The 22,803-nt window shown below is 45.5% G+C and carries 15 protein-coding genes; 6 read left to right on the top strand and 9 right to left on the bottom strand.

Annotated elements, in window-relative coordinates; all coding sequences use genetic code 11:
• The first annotated feature begins 448 nt into the window (after positions 1-448).
• Together AC5EF3_RS05420 and AC5EF3_RS05425 are read left to right on the top strand one after the other, a co-directional pair.
• Complete coding sequence (locus AC5EF3_RS05420; protein ID WP_493547308.1) at positions 449-3,568, top strand: TonB-dependent receptor plug domain-containing protein; 3,120 nt, start codon at positions 449-451, stop codon at positions 3,566-3,568.
• Positions 3,569-3,670: 102 nt separating this feature from the next.
• Positions 3,671-5,080 (top strand): glycoside hydrolase family 28 protein, encoded by a 1,410-nt coding sequence (locus AC5EF3_RS05425; RefSeq protein ID WP_493547309.1) that lies wholly within the window; start codon positions 3,671-3,673, stop codon positions 5,078-5,080.
• A 39-nt stretch (positions 5,081-5,119) separates the two neighbouring features.
• Here the strand turns inward: AC5EF3_RS05425 and AC5EF3_RS05430 are convergent, their stop codons facing one another.
• From AC5EF3_RS05430 to rhmD, 7 genes are read right to left on the bottom strand one after another with little or no spacing between them, the layout of a single operon-like run.
• Entirely contained in the window at positions 5,120-6,712 is a 1,593-nt protein-coding gene (locus AC5EF3_RS05430) for a rhamnogalacturonidase (protein WP_493547310.1), read from the bottom strand.
• A gap of 36 nt (positions 6,713-6,748) precedes the next feature.
• Entirely contained in the window at positions 6,749-7,858 is a 1,110-nt protein-coding gene (rhaT, locus tag AC5EF3_RS05435; protein ID WP_493547311.1) for an L-rhamnose/proton symporter RhaT, read from the bottom strand.
• Positions 7,859-7,869: 11 nt separating this feature from the next.
• On the bottom strand, positions 7,870-9,027 hold the full coding sequence (gene lldD / locus AC5EF3_RS05440; protein WP_493547312.1) for an FMN-dependent L-lactate dehydrogenase LldD: 1,158 nt from the start codon (positions 9,025-9,027) through the stop codon (positions 7,870-7,872).
• A 27-nt stretch (positions 9,028-9,054) separates the two neighbouring features.
• On the bottom strand, positions 9,055-9,954 hold the full coding sequence (locus tag AC5EF3_RS05445) for an amidohydrolase family protein (RefSeq protein ID WP_493547313.1): 900 nt from the start codon (positions 9,952-9,954) through the stop codon (positions 9,055-9,057).
• Positions 9,955-10,013: 59 nt separating this feature from the next.
• Positions 10,014-10,760 (bottom strand): SDR family NAD(P)-dependent oxidoreductase, encoded by a 747-nt coding sequence (locus AC5EF3_RS05450; RefSeq protein ID WP_015828581.1) that lies wholly within the window; start codon positions 10,758-10,760, stop codon positions 10,014-10,016.
• Between the two features lie 2 nt (positions 10,761-10,762).
• Entirely contained in the window at positions 10,763-11,635 is an 873-nt protein-coding gene (locus AC5EF3_RS05455) for a 2,4-didehydro-3-deoxy-L-rhamnonate hydrolase (RefSeq protein WP_493547314.1), read from the bottom strand.
• A gap of 11 nt (positions 11,636-11,646) precedes the next feature.
• Positions 11,647-12,831: an L-rhamnonate dehydratase gene (gene rhmD, locus AC5EF3_RS05460; RefSeq protein ID WP_493547315.1), complete on the bottom strand. Its 1,185-nt coding sequence runs from the start codon at positions 12,829-12,831 to the stop codon at positions 11,647-11,649.
• Positions 12,832-12,963: 132 nt separating this feature from the next.
• Between rhmD and lra1 the strand changes: the two genes are divergently transcribed.
• From lra1 to AC5EF3_RS05480, 4 genes are all read left to right on the top strand, one after another.
• A complete protein-coding gene (lra1, locus tag AC5EF3_RS05465) occupies positions 12,964-13,725 on the top strand; it encodes an L-rhamnose 1-dehydrogenase Lra1 (protein WP_493547316.1) in 762 nt (253 codons plus the stop codon).
• A 98-nt stretch (positions 13,726-13,823) separates the two neighbouring features.
• Positions 13,824-14,624: an IclR family transcriptional regulator gene (locus tag AC5EF3_RS05470; protein WP_015828577.1), complete on the top strand. Its 801-nt coding sequence runs from the start codon at positions 13,824-13,826 to the stop codon at positions 14,622-14,624.
• Between the two features lie 211 nt (positions 14,625-14,835).
• Positions 14,836-17,154 carry a hypothetical protein gene (locus AC5EF3_RS05475; protein ID WP_493547317.1) on the top strand — a complete coding sequence of 773 codons (2,319 nt, stop codon included), beginning with the start codon at positions 14,836-14,838 and terminating at the stop codon, positions 17,152-17,154.
• A 37-nt stretch (positions 17,155-17,191) separates the two neighbouring features.
• The gene (locus AC5EF3_RS05480) at positions 17,192-18,160 is read left to right on the top strand and encodes a glycoside hydrolase family 43 protein (RefSeq protein ID WP_493547318.1); all 969 of its coding nucleotides are present in this window, start codon (positions 17,192-17,194) and stop codon (positions 18,158-18,160) included.
• Positions 18,161-18,266: 106 nt separating this feature from the next.
• Here the strand turns inward: AC5EF3_RS05480 and AC5EF3_RS05485 are convergent, their stop codons facing one another.
• Together AC5EF3_RS05485 and AC5EF3_RS05490 are read right to left on the bottom strand one after the other, a co-directional pair.
• On the bottom strand, positions 18,267-19,673 hold the full coding sequence (locus AC5EF3_RS05485) for an efflux transporter outer membrane subunit (RefSeq protein ID WP_493547319.1): 1,407 nt from the start codon (positions 19,671-19,673) through the stop codon (positions 18,267-18,269).
• Positions 19,670-22,801, bottom strand: a complete 3,132-nt coding sequence (locus tag AC5EF3_RS05490; protein ID WP_493547320.1) for an efflux RND transporter permease subunit — start codon at positions 22,799-22,801, stop codon at positions 19,670-19,672. The genes AC5EF3_RS05485 and AC5EF3_RS05490 overlap by 4 nt, the downstream gene beginning before the upstream one ends.
• Positions 22,802-22,803 lie beyond the last annotated feature (2 nt).

The raw sequence follows: 22,803 nt of genomic DNA on the forward strand, positions 1-22,803 counted from the left end.
CTGTTGGACCAATTTGTCAATGGTATCTCTTCTTAGTGGAAATATAGATGAATATCCATTTTTTACTGCCATAAATAGATGATAACCGGCGTTTTTGCATGTTGATCCATTGATGTGTTGATTTTTGGTTTAACCAATTTGAGGTTGATGCGTTGCTTTTGGCTTTACAAATTGTGACGACAATGCCATATTCCCAACATCTAAATATAATTCCCAATATGTGGTATTTAGTAAGGTGAACAAAACAGTTCTAGGGATAGCGTCGAGAAATGAGGGGATCACTCAATATTTAAGTGAATAAGCATCTGAAGAGTTTGAAAGGGCGGGGAAGTTGCACAGCCTTTTACACACTTTGAAAGCTTGCTCTCACTCATCTCGGTCAAAGCAAATAAGAACTAAAGGCAATTTAAGTTGCTGAATAAGTTTAAAAAAATGGAGGAGGACACTTATGAAAAATCAAAGCAAATCGGTGAGTCATTATAGGCGAATACTTCGCAACTCATTGTTTGGAAGCAGTGCTATTTTAGCAGCGAGCATGTGTTTAGGAAGTGTGGCAGTTGCTCAAGATGTTCAAGAAGAAGAAGCTGAAGGTCAGCAAGTTCTTGATGTTATTACGGTAACAGGTTCTCGCCTTGCCGATCGGGGATATGACGCGCCTACACCTGTGACAATTTTGGGTGAAGAAGAATTCGTTCTGTCAGGTACGCAGAATGTTGAGAGCCTCCTTCTAGATACTCCGCAATTTAGTGGAAACCAAACTGAAGGTCCTAAAGCCAACACTGTACAAGCGGGTTCACCGGTTGGTGTATCGACGCTGAACCTTCGCAATTTTGGCGCGACACGTAACCTTGTCCTCGTGAATGGTCGTCGCTTTGCGATTACTGGTCCAGCGATGACGACGGACATCAATACAATTCCCGCTGCGTTGATCAAACAGACTGAAGTGGTGACGGGTGGATCGTCTGCCGTTTATGGTTCTGATGCGATAACAGGGGTTGTAAACTTCCTGCTCAAAGATGATTTTGAAGGTGTTGAAATAAACGCTCAATCTGCCTGGGATTCTCCGACCAGCACACCGACATATAGTGTCGACCTAACGCTTGGTGGTAATTTTGACAATGACCGCGGTAATTTGACTGCATCCATCGGATATTTAAATCGCGGGGGCATGACTTTAGCCGAGCGAGGTGATTGGGCAGCTCAAGGCCTAAGTGATGGATGTGTGACTGCTGCTTCTTATAGTGACAGCGGCGCTGGTACGGCTTTAAGTGTTCCTTCTGGACAAACGTGTGAAGAAGCAGGTGGACGCCTTGGTTTCGTGACGGGTGGTTCTAGTGCAGTACCAAATGGTCGTATTGGTGGATTGCCAACATTTGGGTCTGCTGGCTCTGACGCGACGTTTGACGCCGCTTTGGCTGCGGCCGGTCTTCAGGACATGACATCACTTGGTGCTATTTTTGACCAAACAGGCACAAGCGTTCGTCCATTTTTAGATCCAGATGACCGTTTTGATTTGTCACCGAACTCGTATCTTGTGACACCACAAGAACGTTGGATGGGAAATGTCTTTGGGCATTATGATTTCAACGAAAAAGCAACTGGTTATATGGAGTTGCACTATAGCAGCAACATTTCGGACGTGCAGATTGCACCGACAAATGCGACTGGGAATTTCCTTGTTGAGACAGATAACCCATATTTAAGCACAGAGATGCAAAACATTCTGACTTTGCTTGATGCGCGTGAAACTGGAACGACGACAATCAATCGCGGTACGTTCAGCATGGACACGACTGCAAATGATGGTTTGGCAATTTTAAACTACAACCGTCGTTTCAACGACTTGCCGACACGTTCCGCGAATGCTGATCATTCTGTATTCCGCACAGCGATTGGTTTGCGTGGTGAGCTGGGGGATGTGTCTGATTCTTTCTTGAGAGAACTTAGCTATGATACATATTTTAGCTTTGCCAGAACATCTGAAACGATTGTTCAAAGAGGGTCTGTCTCTTTAAGTCGTATTCAAGGTGCCATGCTTTCAAACGGCGGAAATGCGCCATTGCTGAACCCGTTTGGCCAAAATATTTCTGCCGCTGCAGCTGAAGAAATTGGTGTGACTTCAATCTCCAAGATTGATGCAGAACAGGAAGTCTTTGTGGCGAATCTGACAGGTGTTGCATTTGATATGCCTGCTGGACCAGTGGACTTTGCACTTGGGTTTGAAACACGCGACGCGACATCAGCTTATACACCAGACCGCTTTTTGAGTTCTGGCGATGTGTCAGGTTGGAATGCGGCAGAAGCCACGAGTGGTGGTCAATCTGTAAAAGAGATCTTCGGTGAGGTTCGCGTTCCCATTATTGCAGATCAACCCGGATTTGAGCGGTTGAACCTGAACGGTGCTTTCCGTGTGTCAGATTATGACTCGCCCGGAATTGAAGATGCAGTCTGGACATATTCCACTGGTGTGGAATGGGCCGTTACAACAGACTTGTCTTTCCGTGGTCAGTTCCAGCATGCAATTAGAGCACCTAATGTGGGTGAATTGTATGGCGGACAAGGTACAGATGGCCCAAGTGCTGTTGATCCATGTTCTTCATTGCAACCAGCCGCAGATCAGACCGACGCTGTTCGCGCAGTGTGTGAAGCAACGGGTGTTCCAACAAACCTCGTCTTTGATGCATCTGTTCAACCATCACCATTCCTAACTCAGGTGAGAGGCGGAAATGAAAATCTAAGCCCTGAAGAATCTGATACTGTAACTTTAGGTATGATCTATGAACCAAGCTGGTTTGAAGGTTTTGTACTAAGTGTTGATTACTTCGATATCGAATTGGAAGATGCGATTGCTCCACTTGGTGGTGGCGGAATTCAGAACGTGTTGAACCTCTGTTATAATGTTCTGCAAGATGCCAATAGTGTTTATTGTCAGGCCGTGAACAGAGACACACAAACAGGTGAAATTACCGGTCCAGATAATGTTCTTACAACGAATGCGAACATTGGTGGTATTAAGACGTCTGGTCTGGATGTTCAGGCTAGATATCGCTTCGATACAGATTGGGGTCTGTTTGACGGTGGTAGTTCTTGGGAGATTAACACAGCATGGACTTACACTGATGAGTTCACTGTTACTCCTATTCAGGAATTGCCAGAACTTACCAATGAATGTGTGGCCACATGGGGTGGTACTTGTGGACAACCATTGCCTGAATTCAAAGGGAATGCGCGTCTAACTTGGAGCTCAGGTCCTGCGCTTGTGTCTCTGCGTGGACGTTATATCGGCGAGTTAACACATGATTCCATTGCGGTGCCGCGTGCACGTGGTGAAAGTTTCACTGATCCAAGCACTGTCGTCACTCCAACAATCGACCCGATCCTTTATTGGGATTTAACGGGTGGATATGAATTTGGTGAGAACACCAAATTTACAGCAGGTGTTCGTAACCTGCTGGATGAAGACCCACCTGTTCTTGGTTCGTATGCTCTAGGAGGTGGTAACACAATCCCAGCAACATATGATGTCCAAGGGCGTGTGCTATTCGTCAGCGTTAATCAGCGTTTCTAGAAAAGAAACGAGTTCTATTTTTTCCCACGAACTAGGTGCGATCTATCAAGGTCGCACCTTTTTTCTTATAACTATGTTGAGATGACCTTGGAGAAAGATGAAATGCTAAATTCAATTTCCAGACGATCCTTTATGTATGCCAGCGCATTTTGCGGCGTCAGTGCTTGTCAGACTAATCTCCCACGGGCTTTTGCTGATCCTGTTTGGGAAAAAGCAGAACAAATTCGGCAAAAAATAACACCGCCTTCTATACCTAAAGCGCAGTTTCTTCTGACTGATTTCGATGCGCGAGGCGATGGAATATTTGATAATACTGCTGCATTTAAAGCGGCAATTGACGCCTGTCGGAAGGCAGGAGGTGGACAAATCAGAGTGCCGGACGGTCATTATTTGACTGGCGCTATTCAATTGCATTCTAATATAGAACTTAATGTGAGTGCCGGTGCAAGATTGATCTTTAGCACTGATCCAATGGATTACCCTGTCGTTCTAACACGATATGAAGGGGTAGAAGTTATGAATTATTCCCCCTTGATTTACGCAAGAGATGCTAAAAATGTCGCGATCACGGGTGAAGGGGTTCTCGATGGTCAGGCCAGCAATGAACACTGGTGGCCATGGTGCGGCGCAGAGCGGTTCGGTTGGCGAGAAGGTGTTGGCCATCAAACTCCTGATCGCCAAGCGCTTTTTGAGATGGCAGAGTCTGGTATTCCGGTTGAACAACGTCGTTTTGGCCCAGGACATTATTTACGCCCATCTTTTGTTGAGTTTTACAATTGTGAAAATGTGCTGGTTGAGAACATTCATTTAAAGGATGCACCGTTTTGGAATATTCACCCTGTTTTGAGTCGCAATGTTATTGTGCGAGGGGTGGAAGTGGTTGGGCATGGGCCCAATAATGACGGTTGCAACCCTGAATCTGTAGATCATATGCTGATCGAGAATTGTTACTTTGATACGGGTGATGATTGTATTGCTATAAAATCAGGGCGCAATGCAGATGGCCGGCGTGTGGCTGTTCCGAGTGAGAATATACTTATTCGAAATTGTCAGATGAAAGCAGGACATGGCGGCGTGGTTATTGGCAGTGAAATCTCGGGTGATGTTTTCAATGTGTATGCAGAGGGCTGTGCAATGGATAGCCCCGATTTATGGTATATGTTGCGGATAAAGAATAATGCGATGCGCGGCGGTGTGGTTGAAAATATTCACCTTCGCAATATTGAAGTCGGTCAGGTTGCACGCGCTGTTATGATTTGTGATTTCAATTATGAAGAGGGAATAAATGGTCCATTTACGCCTGTATTACGCAATGTCTCAATGCAGAGTATTGCGGTAAAAAAAGCTGTTCGGGTTCTTGATAGCCAAGGTTTCGCTAAAGCTGAGATAGAAAATATCTCATTGAAAGACTGTATCTTTAACGGTGTTTCTAGCCCAAGCCTAATTGCGCATACAAAGGGTGTGGCATTGAAAAATATCTATGTAAACGATGCGCTTGTGAGTGCACTTTAGGGAAAGGAGGGGACAAATTTAATGTCCCCTCACTAGATATTAAAAAATCTCAGAATCGGCTTTAGCTATCATTGTGTCAGCAATGTCAGTGCTACCAAAACTTCTAAAGTCTGATACATTGTTGAGGTGGAAAGCCGGTGCATTTGAAGGAATTTGCATACGGAAGAAATCTGCCCCTTCGACATCGCGAAGCCAGAAGGCTGCTCTTGGGTCTGCCTTTTCGACAGCGATTTCTATATTGCTCATTTCAACATTACGCGCATCTCTGATGTAGAAGCCAGTCGCTGGCAAATCACCAAACATATTGGGTTCAGGATAACCAAGCTCTTCCAAAGGTGGAACTCTTGAGGCTAGTTCTTCGGGAGCTCCGCCTATCTGGTGGAAATAACAGTCTGCAATTTTGACATCTTCAACAGGGTGTCCAGGTATCCCAGCTATAATTGAAGGCAAAATAGCAGCGCTAGAGCTGGTAATATTCGTAATTGAAATACGACGTAACTTGGCAATGGGCACACCCTCAGGGCCGCGCATCCGGCGTCCTAGTCTTAGGAAAATAGGGGAGGAATAATTGCCGCGCATTGTGCAATTGGAAATGGTGACATCTTCAAGGTCTCCACCATCTACAGTTTCTAATGCAAAACCCTGACTGTCTTCGAAGGTGCAATTATTGATGGTAATGTTTTTATATCCGCCATTGGATTCGGTTCCAAATTTTATGCGGCCATGCACTTGGGGAGCAAATGAAGCGGGCATTTTTTTCCATGTGCCATCCAACACAGATCCGATTTCATAATTACCAGTTACAAAACAATTGGTTATTGAAACATTCTCTGTGGCGCGAGCATAACCCAGCGCATAGCTGCTTTTCAGGCAGATGCCATCATCCCATGGTGAATTGACGGTACAATTGCTGACACGCACACTGCGGCAACAATCAATATCAAAACCATCGCGTGTGGTGTCAACAATGAGGTTGTCGATCGTCAAATTATCAACGCCCGTCGCAAGCAAGGCAAACCAACCACCTTCAAGCATTTTAAAATCACGCAGCAGCACATTGCGGCAATTTTTCAGAGCAATGGCTTTATTGCCGGTGCCGGGGTAATGGGGGTCGTCCATATAGTTATAGCTGCCATCACCTCGGCTGAGGTTTTTGCCCCAGATTAATCCATCACCAATGATGGAGACATTTTCAAGATTTTCACCCCAGATAAGGCTGTTTTGAAAATGGGAGTGGCCAAAATCTTGATAGTCTTTAATAGCTGGATCAATAGGTTCTGGCAGATCGTATCCTGGAGAACCTTCTTCAGGGTTGGGTGCAGCTTTGATGATGGCCCCATTGTCGAGGTAAAGCGTGATATTGCTTTTCAATCGGATCGTGAAACAACTGTAAGTTCCAGCAGGGAAAAAAACCATGCCTCCGCCCATGCTGGCGGCATGATCAATTGCGCGGTTGATCGCATGGGAATCTATTGTTGACCCATCACCTTTGGTTCCAAAATCACGGATATTGACGATGCCTGCGCCTGTCATGGCATTGGGAACAAGGGCTGCGCCATTGCAGGCAGTTAGAATGGAGGTTGCAGCTAGTCCGGCGCTTCCCGCCAATAAAATTTTTCGTCTGTTATACATGGTCTTTATTCCTAACTGAAATTGATATCATGTGGGTTAGCTGATGGAATTTCCGTAACCGATAATCGCTGTGGAACCGACGAGTGTGGCGATACCTAGCCAGACCAACCGTTTGGTTTTTATGCTGGAGGTTTTCCATTCTCCAAGAGAGAAGCCCCACAACGTTGAGAAGATGATGATGCTGGCCATATGGAGCGTCCAAGATGAAAAGCCAAAGCGCCCCATCTGACTTTCACCCATCGTGTAGAAAAAGAATTGAAGGTACCAAAGTGTACCTGCGAGTGCGCAGAGCGCATAATTCAGGACGAGAGAGGACGATGATGCTGTCTTAGCGCCTGCTGATGAGTCTGTAGAGGCGTCTGGTAAAATGTCAGCATTGGTTGCGTGTCCAAACCATTGCTTGGCTGACTTATTCTTGTAAATCAGAATGCTGCACCAGATAAAGTTTGTTGCAAATCCACCTGCGAGAATAACGCATAGTACCGGTAGGCCTTGCCAAAGTACGCCTGTGCCAGCGGCAAGAGACAGGTCGCGAATAGGTTGCCCAGCTGCGAGGCCATAGGCAAAACAACTGGACATAATCCCTGAGAAAATCGCGACCAGTATGCCTTTTTTGAAGTTGAATTCATCGGCGGTTTTCGGCTGGTCTGTTTGTGCTGTTTCTTTCTCTTTGGAATGTCCCGCAAGCGCGACGACTGCAATGCCAATAAGGGTTAGTACGATACCTCCTAGGATGAAAAGGCCTCCTGCATTGGAGAGGAGTGTTTGCGCAAATTCACCCGCAAAAATTGGTGGAACAAGCGTTCCAAAGGCAGTGGTGAGGCCCAATGCGACAGCCATTCCGAGGGAGACCCCTAAATAGCGCATTGTGAGACCAAAAGTCAGTCCACCAAGTCCCCATAGCGTTCCAAAAAAGAAACACCATTGAAGGGCGGATGTCGGTGAATTTGTGAGAACACCTATAACATCCTTTGTGCCCAATAGAGCGAACATCCAAGGTGCAACGATCCAAGAAAATATGCCGCCTGTTAGCCAGAATATCTCCCAAGACCAAACTCTAACTTTTTTATAAGGTACATAAAAGCTGGCAGATGATAGCCCGCCAAGCCAATGAAAAAATACACCTAAGATTGGATTTTCACTCATGGTAGACCCCCTTAAATATTATTATTGTTGTTTACGAGAATAGACTGATTGATTTGTTCAGGACGTGTCACACCGGTGAGAGTCATTGCGACCTTCATTTCTGCAGCGAACAGATCTAGCATTTTGGAAACGCCGTGTTTGCCTTCAGCCGCTAAGGCGTATATCCAGCTACGTCCTAAAAGGACGCCGTTTGCACCAAGGGCCATCATTCTTACGATATCCAGACCATTTCGGACGCCGCCATCAGCCAAAATTGTGACGCGCGACCCAACAGCTTCAGCAATGGCTGGCAAAGCATGGCAAGAGGCGGGTACACCATCGAGTTGTCGGCCACCATGATTTGAGACGATGAGGCCATCTGCTCCAAAATCGGCTGCGCGGATTGCATCATCTTTGTCGAGAATGCCCTTGATAATAAGTGGGCCTTTCCAGATACTTCTAATAAAATCAATATCTTCCCAAGTGACTGATGGATCAAAATTATTCCGCATCCATGCAAAAAAATCTTCAAGCCCTGTCTGATTTCCTAAAACGGGGGCAACATTTCCCAATTGGTGTGGGCGACCGCACACGCCTACATCCCAAGCCCATTGGGGGTGTTGAATGGCCTGAAAAATGCGTCGCATATCTCCTAAAACACCAGCACTGCCTGCTAAACCTGAATGATAATCGCGGTAACGTGCTCCCGGAACGGGCATATCTGTTGTGAAGACAAGGGCGTTGCATTCTGCTTCCATCGCCTGTTGCAATAGATCTTTCATGAATGCACGGTCGCGGATCATGTAAAGTTGAAACCAGAAAGGCCTTTTAGTTTTTGAGGCGACTTCTTTTAATGGACATGCAGATACTGTGGATAGGGTGAAAGGTATGCCAAATTCTTCAGCGGCTTGAGCGGCCTGTACTTCGCCGCGTCGCGCATACATGCCGGCTAATCCAACAGGTGCTAGAATTGCGGGCAGTGCCATTTTCTGACCAAATAATGTGGTAGATAAGTCGATATCAGACACATCACATAAAACGCGCTGGCGTAGCGCAATTTTTTGCAATGCCTCTACATTTTGATGAAGTGTGACCTCATCATACGAGCCGCCATCGACATATTCAAACAGGAAGCGAGGAAGTTTGGCTTTCGCTTTGCGACGAAAATCATGCGTTGATGCAATTTTCATATTGCTATCCAAACCTTATTGCTGATGTCATATTGGCAAACCCAATCGATATAATTTGTTGGCGTTTCTTCCCCACATATTTCGCTTTTCGTCATTGCTGAAACCTTGGATAATTTCAGCATAGGCGCTTAGGCATGTGTCAAAGTCGGCATAAAGTTTGTCAGTTGGAAAATCACTGGCGAACATGACCCTATCTGGAGAGAATAAGTCTATTAATTCAGTGATATATGGTTGTATGGAGTTTTTATTCCAATTGTGGTCAGTAATACCAAAACCGGATATTTTAACAGAACATTGAGGCAAAGAAGCTAGAGCTTTCATGCCTTTTTGCCAGTCTTCATATTCATCATGAAATGGCATGCCTGCGTGATTTATCATGACGGGAATCGCGTCATGTTCTGCAAAGAATTTTGAGAGTGCTGGAAATTGAGACCCGTAGGCTTGTAGATCAAAGCTTAACCCATAATTCGCGAGTTGTGCGAAACCGCTTTTCCAGGCGTCATTGAGCGTTAGGTCTGTAGGTGTATATGTTCGATAAGGGTTAGGGTGATAGTTTACGATTTGCCGAATGCCACGAAATGCTGAGCTTTGAGAATGGGCGTCCAGCACTTCATGAAGGTTGGGGTCCATCAGATTGGCAAAACCGATTATCCCTGAAGGGGCATTATGCTGGGATATTAGCTCATCTAGCCAACGTGTTTCATTGGTTGCATATTCGGGTGCAGCACCTGCATCAATATGTACAAGCCCAGCAATATTCCAATTTCTTGCATCTTTTGCGTATTCTATGGGGCTATAATTGGAAGCAATAGCTTCTACGGACCCCATTAGCCCATCAGAAGCAAAAGGAGGGGTTAGCCACGGATATTCCGTGGCTTTTAGATCCCAAAAATGTACATGTGCATCGACAAAAGGTGTGTTGCGCATTGATTGCTTCCTCCACGGGGGGGCGATCTTTTATTCTGAGCCGCTTTCTCCCCTTAAGTTTAGTAAGTCGTTCGACCTCCAGATGTGTCAAAAGTGGCTGCGGTTGTGAAAGAACATTCTTCGCTCACAGCAAAGCAAACCATGCTCGCACTTTCCTCGGCTATTCCAAGGCGTCCCATCGGGATTTTGGATCGCATGTAATCGACCTGACTTTGAGGAAGTTGATCCAGAATGGGGCTTTCAAATGTTGCTGGTGTTAGGCTGTTGGCAATGATACCTGATTGAGCAAGTTCCTTACCTAGACTTTTGGTAAATCCAATAACGCCTGCTTTGGAAGCTGAATAAGCCGATGCATTCGGGTTGCCTTCTTTACCGGCGACTGATGCGATATTTATGATGCGTCCATAGGCATTTTTAAGCATAAAAGGAATAACTGCGCGGCATGTGAAAAACACACCGTCAAGGTTGATTGACATCACCTTACGCCAGCTTTCAATTGAGAAATCTTGGATTGGTGCAGTTTCACCTGTAATGCCCGCGCTATTGATTAGAATATCAATGCGTCCCATAGCATCAAATGCTTCTTTGACAGCGCTTTCAATTTCGTCAGGATTAGTGATGTTGATCAATCTAGTATGAATAGAGGGGTGCGCTTGTTTTGCCTTTTGTAGCCCAACTTCGTCCATATCCCAGATAGTGACGCGGCCACCTTCTGCAATGATGCGCTGTGCGCATGCTAATCCAAGTCCAGACGCTCCACCCGTAATGATAGCAGTTCTTCCGGCAAATCTATCGTTGTAGGTCATGACTAGCCTCTACTTTTCAGATTTTTTGAATGCCACGCGGTGACGGTTTGAGTTTGGGTGCCTAATTGTTCTATTCCTAGCTCCATGACATCCCCAGCTTTTAGGAATTGAGGATTGGGTTTTTGGCCTTCACCAACACCAGGTGGAGTACCAGTAATGATCAAGTCACCGGGCATCAGCGTTACATATCTGCTAATGTATGAAATGGCTTCTTTAACCGAGAAAATCATCGTCTTGGTATTTCCGGTTTGCTTGCGTTCCTTATTTACATCCAGATACATATTCAAAGACTGGGGATCGCTAATTTCATCTGGTGTGACGAGCCATGGGCCGACAGGACAAAACGTGTCATGTCCTTTTCCCTTGCTCCATTGAGAGCCGCGTTCTTTTTGATTGAAGCGCTCTGACACGTCATTTGCTAGAACATATCCTGCCACATGGGAAAGAGCATCGTCTTCAGAGACATAGGATGCCTGCTGTCCGATTATAACGCCAAGTTCAACTTCCCAATCTGAATGCTCAGAGTTTTGAGGAAGCATGACATCATCATTAGGGCCGTTCAGACTAGAAACAGCTTTCATGAACAAAATTGGCTCTGTTGGAATTGGCAAATTCGACTCTTTAGCGTGGTCAGCATAGTTGAGGCCAACGGCTATAATTTTCGAGATTCCATTTACAGGTACGCCATAGCGAGCATTTTCAGGAACGAGAGGAAGAGACGATGTCGAAATTTCCGACAGGGTTTTCATCATTTCTGGTGTTAGTGTGGATGGCGTGAGGTCTTTTATATACGCTGACAGGTCACGAATGCGGCCATCATCATCAACTATTCCAGGTTTTTCGTTGTCTTGCTGACCGTATCGGCAAAGTCTCATGGAAATTCTCTTTAATCTTTATAGGGGCGATGAAGGTTAAGCGTCCGGTCGAGTTCGACACCGAAGCCGGGTTTATCTAACTCGCTGATAGATAGGCGGCCGTTTTTCGGAACGGGTTCCCCGATCAGTTGCGGGGAGAACATCGGAACAACTTTATCTGAATTTGGAGCCATCATTAGAAATTCAGCGAATGGGCTATTGTGACGTGTTGCGACGAAATGATAACTGTAGACAGATGAACCGTGTGGAATGACGAGCTTTCCATGAGCATCCGCAAGCGAAGATATTTTGAGGAGTTCAGTTAGGCCGCCACACCAACCAACATCAGGCTGAATAATGTCACAACATTCCATTTCTAAAAGCATTCTGAAGCCCCAGCGCGTGGCTTCATGTTCACCCGTTGTAACGAGCATGCCTGAAGGAACAGCCTTTTTGAGGGCTTGATATCCCCAATAATCATCGGGGCTGAGCGCCTCTTCAATCCACTTTAATTTGTGTTCATGAGCGGCGATGGCTAGGCGGGTTGCATAATCAAGATCAAGGGCCATCCAGCAATCGAGCATGAGCCAGAAATCATCGCCTACACGGCTACGCATTTCACCGATATCATCAACGGCTTTTTGCATTCCCGCATTGCCTTCAATAGGGGCGTAGCGAAGAGGCATTTTTCCACCGATAAACCCCATTTCCTTTGCAAGGTCAGGGCGGGAACCTGTTGCATAGAAGCTGAGTTCGTCGCGTACAGCGCCGCCAATCATGGCGTGAACGGGTTCTTGGCGTAGACGCCCAAGTAAATCCCAAAGAGCAAGATCAACGCCTGAAATAGCGTTGATAACTAATCCTTTGCGCCCATAATATTGGGACGCAAAATACATTTGATCCCACATAATTTCTATGTCTGCTGGGTTTTGGCCTTTTATGAAGCGAGAAAGATGTTTCTCAACAATATAAGCAGCTGGTTCGCCGCCAGTTGTGACGGCAAATCCTATCGTTCCGTCAGCGGCTTCGACTTCAACAACAAGTGTGCCTAATGCATTTATACCGAAGCTGCGTCGACTTTCCCTATAATTGGGATATTTTGACATAGGGGTTGCGATATTATCATCAATCCAGTGACCGCTGGACTGATCGTGGTAATCGGCTCCCCCACCTCGAAGAACGTAGGCGCGAACATCAATAATTTTTGGGAATGTCATGCTAAATTAAACCTCCCAGTTTGATTTTGAGTATTTTGATTTGCTATTATGTGGGACTGTGTCTTATAATATAAGAAATTTGGTGTCAACTCAAGATAAACCGAATGAATATCAATGTGGGAGAACTTAAAAATGCTGCTCAAAGGTAAGACTGTTGTGGTAACAGGGGGCTCATCAGGGATAGGTCAAGCTATTGCAATGGGTGCCGCCCGCGAGGGAGCTGATGTGGCATTTTCTTATTGGGGCAGCGACGAAGGTGCATTGAAAACAAAAGAGGCAATACTAGAAACTGGACAAAAAGCTCTAGCTATATCTGGTGATGTTGCGCTGCCTGAGTCTGCAATATCTTTTGTTCAAGAGACTGTAGAAGTGTTGGGCAAAGTGGATGTATTTGTTAGCAATGCTGGAATTTGCCCATTCCATAGTTTTCTTGACATGCCTGCAGAGGTATTTGAACGCACAATGCGGGTGAACCTGCATGGTGCTTATTATATGGTGCAAGCAGCAGCGAACCAAATGGTTGCGCAGAAAACAGGTGGATCTATCATTGCAATCAGTTCTATTTCTGCTTTGGTCGGCGGTGAGTATCAGACTCACTATACGCCGACAAAAGCAGGTCTTTTATCACTAATGCAATCGACAGCCATTGCGCTTGGAAAGCATAATATTCGTTGCAATGCGATTTTGCCGGGCACAATAGAAACTGAGATAAACAGAGATGATCTGGCTGATGCTTCAAAGCGTTCATACATGGAAGCGCGAACACCGCTTGGGCGATTAGGCAAGCCTGAAGATCTTGTCGGTCCAGCTGTGTTTTTGGCTTCTGATATGTCTCAATATGTGACGGGCGCATCTTTGCTGGTAGATGGTGGGATGTTCGTCAACCTACAATAATAGGGGAAGTCTGCATAATATTTGAGGCAAATTCCCACATTGCAGGATGATGTTTTTCTTTGTATTCAGAATCCGAACATTTCTGGAGGTTTCGAATCATGGCGAAAATTGAAAAAAAGACAAAGCAATCGGATGCTGCGCCCCCAGAGAAGACAACCAGCGGTGCACAAACGCTAATGCGTGGTTTGGATGTTCTTGAGGCGGTCCGAGATGGAGAGGTGACGCTTAAAGAGCTATCTGAACGGTTGGGCCTCACTCGAAGTACAGCGCACCGCCTCGCCACTGCGTTGGTGGAGCGACGTTTTCTATCGTTTACGCCTCGTGGGGGATATAGTTTAGGGTCCGTTATTCTGGCTTTGGGTAGTTATGCACGGGATCAAATTGAATTTGCGCATGTTGCACGACCTATTCTAGAAAACCTTGCCAAAGAGACCGAAGACACGGTCCATTTCGGCGTGTTTGATGGAAAAAGCGTGCTGTATCTAGAGAAAGTTCCCGGGCGAAGACGGGTTGTCATCAGCTCTCACGTTGGTGAGCGTCAGCCTATTACAACGACAGGGCTTGGGAAGGCGCTCATTTTGGAAGAAACCGAAGAGGCTTGGGAAGAAATGTACGCGTCAGAAAATGATGAATACAGTAGTACACTTCCTGTGTGGCTGGAGCGGATGCGCAATTATTCTAAAGGGGATTATGCGTTTGACCTTGAAGAAAATGAAGACCGCGTGAGATGTGTTTCTGCGCCTGTTCGAGATGTGGAAAATAAAATTGTCGCGGCTGTGAGTGTATCTAGTGCCGCTCAATATATGGATGATGAGCGAATGCAGTCGCTTATTCCAGTTGTTCAAGAAGCAACACGTCAAATTAGTCGTGAGCTAGGGTGGCGAGATCCTGTTAACTAATTGAACATATACAAATTTCTTTCAGTTGCCGTGCTTAATTTACAGATTGTCTTATGTGCTGTCTTGTATTTTAAAGTATCCTCATCAGCCGCTGCAGCTAAGTGTATAATTATTAAAATCCTACATTGTGAAGTTCTATGTTGAAATATGGAACTTTAAGTGTTAGCGATATCGCAATAATTATTAAAAGATGATCTGGGGAGGTCAGTCTGTGCTTAGTCATTGTGTTGAAGTTTGTCGCAATTTAAAGAATTTGTATCGCGGGATATCGGTGCTTTGTTTGATTGCTGTACTGGGTGCTTGCGATAGCGCGGAAATAAAAACAGAAGCTCCAACAGTTGAAGCAGCATTGGCCCCGATTGAACGTCAGGCACTTGTTTCCAGACACAATTTGGCATTTGATTCTGTAGATCCAAAAGCTCCACTGATGCTAGGAAATGGTTCCTTTGCTATGGCGATTGATATCACGGGATTACAGTCATTTCGTGATCAATATAGTGCGCATTCGCCTTTGATCACGCAGGCGCAATGGGCATGGCACAGCTTCCCAAACCCTGAAGGCTATAAGCTAGAAGATACATATCGTCCAATCACCGTCGGAGATGAAACCTATGAGTATCCATATTTCCTTGATTGGGCTGAAATAGATAAAAACCCTGCGATTAGCTATATGCGTGAAAACCCACACCGTTATTCACTCGGACAGATTTCATTTGTTGCTAAGAATGGTGAGGACTACGCGCCCATAAAGTTTGATGAGGTCAGCGAAACAGCTCAAAATCTTGATTTGTGGAAGGGTATTGCTTCAAGTACATTTGCTTTCAAGGGTAAAGCTGTAGACGTTGAGACAAGTGTGCACCCCGATCGGGATATGGTGATTACGTCTATTAATTCTGAGTTGGTTTCTTCTCAAGACTTAAGTGTTCAGGTTGCTTTTCCGTATGTGAATTCAAAGCTCAATCCAGATCCTGCAGAATGGCAGAAATCAGATCAGCATAAGACTGTGATGGAAGTTCTTGATGATCAGACAACGCTTTTCTATCGTACACTTGATGGTACGACATATGTAACAAAAGCCAAATTATCAGGGCAGGGGCATTTTGAAGAAGTACGGCCTCACACATTTGTTTTGCGTGTAGGCAATAATGCGGAGCAAATTCAATTAACATTGGAATATGCTGTTTCCCAAGAAGAGATTGCTCCAGAAATTGAGTTTGAACAGGCGGCGTTAGCAGTTTCAGAAGGTTGGCAAAATTATTGGCAGACAGGTGGAATTGTCGATTTTACGGGAAGCACTGATCCACGTGCCTCTGAGCTGGAACGCCGAATAATATTATCGCAATATCTAGCGGCGGTGAATACTGGTGGAGCTTTCATTCCACAAGAAGAAGGCTTGTATTCCAATAGCTGGAATGGAAAATTTCATCATGAAATGCATGTTTGGCACGTCGCGCATTTTCTATTGTGGAACAGATCAGAGCAAATTTTAGACAGCCTTGATTGGTACAATAAGACATTGGATACAGCCAAAGCTAGAGCTGCTCATTATAAAAGAGCGGGGGCTTGGTGGCCTAAAATGACGGGCGATAATGCGATTGAAAGTCCAAGTGCCATAAACCCGTTTATTATGTGGCAACAGCCTCACCCTATCTATCTAGCTGAACTTGCTTATCGCAATGAGCCGACTCTTGAGACGATTGAGCGCTATAAAGAAGTGGTTTTAGAAACAGCAGACTTGCTCGCGACTTATCCTAAATGGAATGATGATCTTGGAGAGTATGTCATAGGCGCGCCGATTGTGCCTGTGCAAGAAGTCTACGACATTCACAAGACTGAGAACCCGACTTTTGAAGTAGCCTACTTCGCTTGGGGTTTGGACATGGCTCAAACTTGGCGAGAGCGACTTGGTTTAGAACGCAATGAGCAATGGGATGATGTGCTGTCAAAAATGTCGCCCTTGCCAGCTTCTGAAGGCGTGTATTTGCCGACGTCTGACCTTCCTGATTTTTGGAAGAGTGTTGACCGTCCTAGTTGTGCTGGTGGGCAAGGTATAGAAGGTGGTTTGGAAGCGGCCGGTGAGGCACCTGATATGTCGTGTCTTAATCGCGATCATCCTTCATTTTTGATGGCAACGGGTCTGATTCCTGGTGACAAAGTGGATGATGATATGATGCGCCAAACTTTGAAAAAAGTAGATGCACTATGGGATTTTCGTCAAACTTGGGGATGGGATTTTCCAATGATGGCCATGACTGCAACGCGTCTTGGTTTGCCTGATAAAGCCCTTGATTATCTTATGATGGACGCAGCTAACAATCAATTTGGTATCACAGGTATGACTCCGCGATATCATTTGGGTAGCCATGGCTACTCGAAAAATGCTGACACGTATTTCCCCTCAAATGGTTCTTTGCTTACGGCTGTAGCGCTTATGGTTGCAGGTTGGGATGGCGCTTCGGGTGTTACACCTGGCTTTCCTGATGATGGCAGTTGGAAGATACGTTTTGAGGATATTCAACCCTTGCCGTAAGAGCAAGGAAATTACATAAATTTGGAGGAAGAAGCCTATGAAATATCTATTGGTTTTAGTTGCACTCGCACTGACTTCGTGCAGTGCAGGCCCCGCGCAAAATGTTGAAGGAAAAGATGATGTTTTGTTGTTTTCTTCTTTTAGAAATGACGGTGAGACAGGGCTTCACTTTGCTTATAGCGAAGATGGGCTGAGCTGGACTGCATTAAATGATGACAAGTCTTTTTTAGAGCCTCAAATTGGTGGTAAATTGATGCGTGATCCATGCATCATACAGGGGCCGGATGGAAGTTATCATATGGTCTGGACAACAGGGTGGTGGGAAAACAATATCGGGATTGCTCATTCAGATGATCTTATAAATTGGAGCGAGCAAACTATTTTGCCAGTGATGGCCCACGAGCCAGATGTTTTAAATAGCTGGGCACCTGAAATTTTTTATGATGACGAGACAGAAGAATACATTATCTTTTGGTCGTCTGCTGTGCCGGGTAAGTTTCTGGAAACAGAAGATCGAGGAGATATTCGTTCTACGCTTGGGGTTGGTATAAATCACAGAGTCTATTTTACGAAGACCAAAGATTTTGAAACCTATTCGGATACGTCGCTTTTTTATGATGGTGGGTTCGTATCAATTGATGGATCGCTTCTTAAAGATGGTGACCGCTATGTGATGTTTATCAAGGATGAAACAAAACGACCGGAGCCAATGAAAAATATCCGTATCGCAACAGCGTCACATGCACAGGGGCCATATAGTGAGGCGTCCGCGCCATTTTCACCGGAGGGTGTCTGGGTTGAGGGGCCAACAGCCATCAAAATTGATGACATGGTCTATGTTTATTACGATGCTTATATGGAGCACAAAATGATTGGTGCACGTTCAAAGGATCTCGTAAATTGGGAAGATCTCAGCGATCAAATAAACTTCCCTGAAGGCACAAGACACGGTACTGTTTTTAAAGTGGATAGAGAAACTTTCGAAAAGCTAAAACAGGTGAAATAACGCCTTTTTATTGCCGGAAGTTCAAAGTTTAACATGTTAAAATAAAGCTCCCCGCAATTGTGTGATGACTGGGGGAGCTTTTTATTATTGAAATGTATTCGAATATCTATTCGGAACTTGCCCATCCACCTAAAGCTCTAAAAACTGAGACAGCATTCAAAGCTTTATCAGTTTGGCTAGAGATAAGTGATTGTTGGGCGGCATAGTCATTTCTTTGTGCATCTAGTACAGATAGATAACTATCTATTCCTGTAGAAAAACGGGCATTGGATAATTCCAATGTTAAGTGGTTAGCTTCTACCAGTTTTTCCAAAGCATCCAGACGCTCATCAATTGTATCAGCTAACGCAAGTGCATCAGCTGTTTCTTTGAAGGCTGACTGGATAGCAGATTCATATCCTGCCAATGCAGCTTCTTGTTGAGCTTTGCTTACCTTTAAAGCACTACTGCGTCTGCCGCCATCGAAAATGGGGAGAGATATGCTTGGGCCAATACTCCAGCCGCCTGAAGTCGCTTTCACTAGATCGCTCAAATCTCCGCTAAGATAGCCTACAGATCCTGTCAGAGAAATGGATGGGAAGAAAGCGGCACGTGCTGCTCCAATATTGGCATTTGCAGCTAGAAGTGAGTGTTCCGCTGCCATGATATCTGGGCGACCGAGCAAAACAGAAGAAGACTGAGCAAAAGGTAGGTTTTCGGTCGTTGGAGCAGCAGAAAGGTCTGCTTTTTCAACGACATCTTCTGGTAAAGGTGCACCAACTAATAGGCGAAGTGCGTTTACGTTTTGCCGCACAACGGCTTTTAGCCGCGCAGCTTCAGCCCGCGCTGTGTATACACTAGAAGCAGCGCGCTGCACATCAAGTTCATTAGCAACACCAGAATTGAATCTGCGTTGTGTGAGCTCTAGGGATTCTAGCTGACTGTTCGCTGTTTCCTGTGCGAGGTTTAATAGGCGCTGATTGGATGCAAGCGATATCCAACTTTCAGCTACAGAAGCGACTAGAAGGATTTTGGCGCTACGTTCACCTTCCGCACTTGAAAGCCAAGTCTGCAATGCAGCTTCACTTAGATTTCCAACTCGATTGAAAAAATCGAGTTCATAACTAGAAACACCTACAGTGAGTGAATTGCTATCGGAGAAGCTTGATTGTGCAATTGTAGAAGCGTCATTTTCGAATGTATCGCCTTCAGTCACGCTGCCGGCTGCTGTTAAAGAGGGCCATCTTGCTGAGCTTGAAATACCATATTGTGCCCGAGATGCCCGCACATTTGCTGCGACCACGCGTAAATCACGATTTTCCACTAACGCAATGTCGATAAGTTCTTTTAGTTGGGGGGCAGTGAATACTTTTTCCCATTCTAATAGTTGCGCAGTGTCTTCTTTTTGCTCAATTTCGTGCAAAGCCGTTGGGATGGGCGGGGTGCTTGGATCATATGTTGGAGCCAAGCTCGCACATCCACCAAGAAGGCTAGTACCTGTAACGGCAAGCATTAAGGAGTTTTGTTTGCTCATACTGTTTGACCTTCTGAAGAGAGGGATTTTCCGCCAGTAAGCTTACGAATAACAACATAAAAGAGCGGAGCGAAGAAGATCGCAAACACTGTTGAAGCTATTAGCCCGCCTAGAACGGTCACACCAATAGCGATACGTGCACCGGCACCTGCGCCGGTTGCCAAAGCTAGTGGTAAAACACCAAATCCAAATGCAAGAGATGTCATCAAAATTGGACGCAATCTCATTTTAACGGCTTCCAAAGTTGCTTGGACCAATTCTTTACCCTGTTCTTCAAGGGATTTCGCAAACTCGATAATCAAAATAGCGTTCTTAGAAGCAAGACCAACTGTCGTTAGAATTCCCACTTGGAAGAAAACATCATTCGCAAGACCCGTTAGATGAGCAGCAGCCACGGCACCGGTAATACCAAGTGGAGCAACAAGCAGAACAGCAATAGGAACTGTCCAACTTTCATAAAGAGCAGCAAGACACAGGAAGATGAACAAGACTGACAATATGTAGAGAGAAGTCGCTTGATTGCCAGACTGTTTTTCCTGAGCACTCAAGCCTGACCATGCTATTCCTAAATTTCCAGGAAGTTGCTCGACAAGACTTTCCATAGTGTTGAGTGCATCTCCAGAGCTTGTCCCCGGGGTTGCAGCCCCTTGGATATTCAAGGCTGGTAGGCCGTTAAAGCGTTTAAGCTGTGGTGAACCAAAAGCCCATTCTGTTGAGATGATTTCTTCAATAGGAGTTAGCTCGCCCGATGCGTTACGAACGCGCCACTCTCCAAAGTCATCGGGTTGCATACGGTAGGCGGCATCACCTTGCACATAAACGCGCTTAATACGTCCACGGTCGAGGAAGTCATTGACATAAGTTCCACCAAACCCAACTGACATAACATTGGTGACATCGGAGAGCTGAACACCCAGAGATGCTGCTTTCTGATAGTCAATTCCAACATTAAATTGTGGGCTATCTGAGATACCATTTGGTCTCACGCCCATAAGAGTTGGTTCTTGTGCTGCCATGCCCAAAAGTTGCATTTGAGCATTTGTGAGATCAGAACCACCAATACCGGATTTATCTTGAAGATACATATCAAATCCGCTGGCATTACCTAGTTCTCGGATAGGAGGAGGGGTGATGGCAAAGATCATGGCCTCAACGTCGCCAGCGAACGCTTGACTTGCCCGACCAGCAATACTCTGCGCGCTGTTTGCCGGACCGTGGCGTTCTTCCCAATCTTTTAGAGGAAGGAAAGACATTCCCATGTTTTGTCCAGCTCCTGCAAAGCTGAAACCTGCAACAGTAAAGACACCTTTTAAGTTGTCTCCCTCTTTTTCCATGTAGTATTTTCCGAGGCGGTCCATCACTGCTCTAGTGCGCTCTTGACTGGCGTCAACAGGCAGTTGAGCTAGTGTCATAACCATTCCCTGATCTTCATCTGGAAGAAATGAAGTTGGCAAACTCTTGAAGTTTATCCCTGCAATCGCACTGATAACTATGAATATACCTACAAAGATCCAACGGCGACGGATAACCCGATCAACCATGTGAGTGTATCCGTTTTCCAGTTTGCGGAAACCGGTATTGAACATATCACCTGGTTTGTTGATCCAGTGTTTTGATTTGTTGCCGTGAGTGTTTTTCAGGATTGTTGCACAAAGAGCTGGGGAAAGAACAATCGCAACAATAACAGAAAGTGTCATAGCAGAGACAATCGTAACCGAGAATTGACGGTATATGACGCCAACCGATCCTGGAAAGAAAGCCATGGGGATGAATACGGAAGAAAGTACAACCGCAATACCAATAAGCGCACCAGTGATTTGCTTCATGGATTTACGTGTAGCTTCAATGGGCGATAGGCCATCTTCCTCCATGACGCGCTCTACATTTTCTACGACAACAATCGCATCATCGACCAAAAGGCCGATGGCTAGCACCATGGCAAACATGGTCAGCACGTTTATTGAATACCCAAACAGCGCGAGAACTGCAAAAGTTCCCAAAAGAACCACCGGAACAGCGATCATAGGTATGAAAGATGCTCTTAGCGATTGTAAGAAGACAAAGATCACTAAGAAAACCAGTACAATGGCCTCAAGCAGGGTGTGTTCAACTGCACTGATAGATTCTTTGATGAAGGGCGTGGCATCGTAGGGAAATACAATTTCGATATCACTTGGGAAGTTTTCACTTAATTCTAGCACGCGTGCACGAACGAGTTCGGCGGTGTCTAAAGCGTTAGCTCCTGTGGCGAGTGAGACAGCAAATCCAGCGGCAGGCGCTCTGTTAAAGCGTGCTTCAAAAGAATATGTTTCAGCGCCTTTTTCTACACGCGCGACATCTTCTAGGTAAATAGGTGTACCTTCGGTACTCGATCTGATGAGGAGTTTCTTAAAATCATCTGCTGTTGTGAGAAGTGATTGAAGCGTAATTGTTGCTGTGATTTCCTGTCCTTCAACTGAAGGCGATCCACCAATCGAACCAGATGATATTTGCGAGTTTTGCGCTTGAATTGCAGCGATAACATCGCTTGGCATTAATTTGAATTTGTTGAGTTTGTGTGGATCTAGCCAAATGCGCATAGCATATTGAGATCCAAATAATTGTATACTACCAACACCATCTAGTCGGCTAACATCATCAATCAATTGAGTTTTAGCGAAATCACCAAGATCCACAGTGTCGTATGTGCTTTCAGGTGAAGTCAGACCAACAACAAGCAAAAATCCAGATGCAGCTTTATTTACCGTTACACCCTGACGCTGCACTGCATTGGGTAGGAGTGGGGTGGCAAGTGCGAGTTTGTTTTGCACCTGCACTTGAGCAGTGTCAGGGTCTGTTCCTGTTTTGAAGGTAAGCGTGATCGAGCTCGTCCCGGAAGAGCTAGATGTCGACGTCATATAATCAAGGCCATCCAAACCTGTCATCTGTTGCTCAATGGTTTGAGTGACAGAATCTTCAATAGATTTGGCGGATGCCCCCGGGTATGTGGCATTAATAGTGATTGTTGTTGGGGCAATATCTGGATATTGGGCAATAGGGAGGCTGTTTAGCGATAGGGCACCTGCAAGCATGATGACAATCGCTATTACCCACGCAAATACGGGGCGGTCGATAAAGTAACTGGCCATTT

Source organism: Hirschia sp. (assembly GCF_058892565.1).